This is a genomic window from Stenotrophomonas sp. 05L414_2, assembly GCF_056397905.1.
The window spans coordinates 1-4,143 of the sequence record NZ_JBFTOJ010000251.1 but is presented as its reverse complement, the minus strand read 5'-3'; the positions used below and the strand labels follow the sequence as shown (position 1 = coordinate 4,143).

Below are 4,143 nucleotides of genomic sequence, written 5' to 3'. Positions count from 1 at the left end.
GCCCAGGCGGGCGTTGGCGATCACGTTGGCCCATGGCGCCGGCGTCGGCGCGCCTTCGCGTACCACCACGACGTACTCGCGGCCGTCCTCGCTGAAACTGCCGGTGCCGTTGTCGAATCGGCCGGTGCCGCGGTAGGGAAGGAAAGGCCACGGGTCGTCCACTTCTTCGTCGTGCTCGGCGCTCGGCGGCAGTCCGGGCTCCGGGCCCAGGTCGGCAATGATGGGCAGCCCGGGCGTCGCCTCCATCGACAGGGCCAGCTCCTGCTGCAGCGCCTGCGGCACCAGGGCCGGGATCCGTCGCGGAGGCAACGGCTGACGCCCCACCTGCGCGACCAACGTACCGTCTTCGTCGCTGATGACCGCCCGCGCCACCGCCTGCAACAGAATGCGGTCCTCGTGGGTCATGTTCTGCACCGGCCGCACGAAAATGCCGCCGGGGCGGTCGAGCAGGCCGGTCTCCGAACTGGCGGCCACCATCCCCAGGATCTGGTCCTGCAGCTCCTGCCGATAGCCGGCCTTRCTGTCGTTCCAGATGACCAGGTCGGTGTTGAGGCCCTTCTGGCGCCAGTAGGCATGCGCCTGCACCAGTTGCCGGACCAGTTCCACGTTGTCCGCGTCGGTGACCTTCAGCAGCACGATGGGCAGGTCACCGGAGATGGCATGACCCCACAGCCCGGATTGTCCTCGCTGGTTCTGCTGCAGGACGCCTGCACCGGCGCGCAGCAGCGGACCGGCATACAGCACGTGGCTGGCCAGGCGCTCGTACAGCGATGCCTCGGCCTGGCTTGCGTTGATCTGCCGGCGCACCACCTGGCTGTGTGTCCAGGCCAGGTCGAAGACGCGGTCTGCCAGGCGACGATCACGGTATTTGTCCACCAGTGCTTCGCAACCGCCGCGACTGGCGCCGATGCCATACACCATGTCCAGCTGTACGGTCTGCTCGGGCTCAAGCACCACGCGGACGCGGATGGCCACGATCGGGTCCAGCACCGAACCATCGGTGCCGGACAGGTCGGCATCGGTGGTCAATGCCTGCGGCGTGCGCGGCGTGTTGCCACGGCCCAGGAAGCGCGCACGGTCGGTTTCATAGGAGATCGCCACCACTTCCGCATCGTGCACCGCCACCAGATGGAACATCCACGGCGGCACCTCGTCGTGCGAACGTGGCCGGCGCGAGCACAGCACCGCCTGCTTTGCGGCCAGGATCTCGCTCTGCACGAAGAKGTTGCTGAAGGCCGGGTGCGCATCGTCGGCCGCGGCGGGTGCCAGCACCACTTCGGCATAGGTGGTGATCTCCACCGTGCGCGGGCGACGACTGCGGTTGGTCAGGCGCAGGCGCCTGAGCTCGATGTCGTCCTCGGCGGAGATGGCGACCTGCAGGTGGCTCTCGCAGCCGCGGCGCACACCGCGGAATTCCGCCTTGGCGTCAGAGAAGATCGCCTCGTAATTGTCCACTGCCACGCAGGTGGGCTGGTAGGCGGCAGACCAGAACTCGCCGCTGTCCACGTYGCGCAGATAGCAGAACGTGCCCCATGCATCGGTGGTACCGTCCTCGCGCCAGCGGGTAAGCGACAGGTCGCCGTGGCGGCTGTAGCCGCCGCCGGCATGGGTCAGCATGCCGTGGTAGCGACCGTTGGACAGCAGCTGCACTTCCGGGCGCGGGCCACCCGGGTCGCGCAGGACGCGCAGGGACGTCTCGTGCTCGGCCAGTGCCGAGTGCTCGCCAAGCGCTTCGACCTCATGGGGATGGAACACGCCCACGCGCGGGATGCGTTCCTGCAGCAGCAGCAAGGTGGCCTGGAACTCGACATCGGCAAGGAAGCGGCGCTGCATCGGCTGGTCGCGCAGCAGGTAATCCAGCGACAGCAGGCCCATGCCCTGGTGGTGGGCCATGAACGAACGCAACAGGACGTGATCCTGTCCCGGCGGCACCCGGGTGGGCGTGTAGTCGATGGCCTCGTACATGCCGAAACGCCCGCAGAACCCCAATCCTTCCAGCACCTGGAGGTTCTGGCAGGCCGCTTCCGGCGCCACCATCAGTGCCATCATGCTGGCATAGGGTGCGATGACCCGATCCTGCCCAAGGCCGCGTTTGAGCCCCAATCCGGGCACGCCGAACGCCCGGTACTGGTAGTTCAGGCGGGCATCGACGGCGTTGTAGCCGGACTCGGACACGCCCCATGGCAGGTTCAGCGTACGGCCGTAGACGATCTGTGCCTCGACCGCGTGCCGTGCGGTCTGGTCCAGCAACGTGTCCGGATAGCTGGGCATCACCAGCTGCGGCATGAGGTACTCGAACATCGAGCCACTCCATGACAGCAGTGTCGGCGTGCCGTTGACCTCGGTAAGCATGCGGCCGAGCGCGAACCAGCTTTCCTGTGCCAGCTGGCCCTGCGCAATCGCAACGAACGCGCCCAGCCGCGCTTCGGAAGCCAGCAGGTCGTAGAAGCTGTTGTCGAGGCGGTGGTCGTCTACGTTGTAGCCGATCGAAAGCAGGTTGCGGGTACGGTAGAACAGGAACCCGTATTCCATCAGCGAGAACTGCCCGGCGCGGTGCGCCAGGTCCTGCAGCTGCTCGATGCGCGCGCGCGCGTCCGCGCCGGCCGCGCCGGGCAGGGCGGCCAACTGACGCAGGCTTGGCACCGGTGCATCGACGGCCGCGCTGGCATCGGCAGGGATATCGGCAAGCGAGGCGTGGGCGGCATGGCATTCGGCGGCGAACAGGGCCGGCCAATGCAGCTCACCGTCCTCGGGCGAGGCCGGTGCCGGCCATTGCAGCAGCACGGCGTCGGCCAGACCGGCCAGTTCCTGCAGGCGGGCCAGCGACTGCGCCGTCCCGACGGGACGGTCGACACGCGTAGACGCCAGACGCTGGCGAAGATGATTGAGCGCCTCGACCAGCGGCGCATCGTCGGCGCGATGACGCTGCCGCTCCTCTTCCAGCACGCCCAGCGTATCGGCCAGGCCATCGAACGTGTGCGGCGCCAACACCGGCGCATCCACCAGCGCGAGCAGGCCCTGGCGCAGGGTAAGCAGGTGTCCGGCAAGGTTGCCGCTGTCGACGGTGGAGACGTAGCGCGGCGGCAGCGGCGCCAGGGTTTCGGTGTCGTACCAGTTCAGGAAGTGGCCGCGGTGGCGCGGCAGCTGGTCCAGCGTATCGAACGTGCGGGCGGTACGTTCAGCCACCGCGCCCTGCTGCAGATAGCCGAAATCCCACGCAGACAGATTGGCCAGCAGGGACAGGCCGATGTTGGTCGGCGAGGTGCGTCGCGCGACCACCAGCGCCGGATGCTCCTGGATGTTGTCCGGCGGCAGCCAATGATCCTGCTCGCGCACCCAGGCCTGGAAGAAGGACCAGGTGCGCCGCGCAAGCCGGCCCAGGAACGCCCGTTGCGTGACCGACAACTCGGCCACGCTTGCAGCCGGCGGGCGACCCAGCCACGCCATCAATGCCGGCGCAAAGGTCCACGCCAACAACAAGGGCAGGGCGATCGGCAGTGCCTGCGGACGCACGCCGGCCACCACAGCCACCAGCGCGAGCGCCAGCAGCGAGGCCGGCGCCATCACCCGCCATTCCGCGCCACGGTCGCTGCCAAGGCGGCGCTCGACTTCGCTGGAGGGATTCCATTGCAGCAGGTGACGTCGCGTGACGGCCATGCGCCAGAGCGTGCGCAGCACGGCGTCACTGGCCAGCAGTGCTTCGTAGGGCAGGCACGCTATCTGGGTGGACGCGCGCAGCAACGACTGCAACGTGCCGCGCCCGACCTTGATGTAATGCGCTTCCAGCGGGGTGTCTTCCGGAACGCTCAGGCCATCACGCAGCATGCCTATCAGCGGCGGCGCGAACCACAGCGCCAGCACCCACGCGGTCCASGCAGCAGGGTTCCGCGCGTACAGCCAACCGGCTACCAACAGCGCCAGGGCAGCGATCGGCACCACGCTCCGGCGCAGGTTGTCCAGCAACTTGCCGCGCGAGAGCAGGCTGAGCCGGTTGCGCTCCCAACCCGAACCCGGGCGCGGTGTCCACGGCAACAACCACGGCAGCAGCTGCCAGTCGCCACGGATCCAGCGCGCACGGCGCTTGGCGTCGGCGGCGTAGCGCTCGGGATAGTCCTCGTACAGGCGCACATCACTGACCAGGCC

Annotated in this window: 1 protein-coding gene; it reads right to left on the bottom strand. The window is 68.3% G+C overall.

The features are described from left to right. Positions 1 to 4,143: glucoamylase family protein (locus AC1DJN_RS21000; protein WP_478040082.1), on the bottom strand; the 4,143-nt coding region annotated here is incomplete at both ends.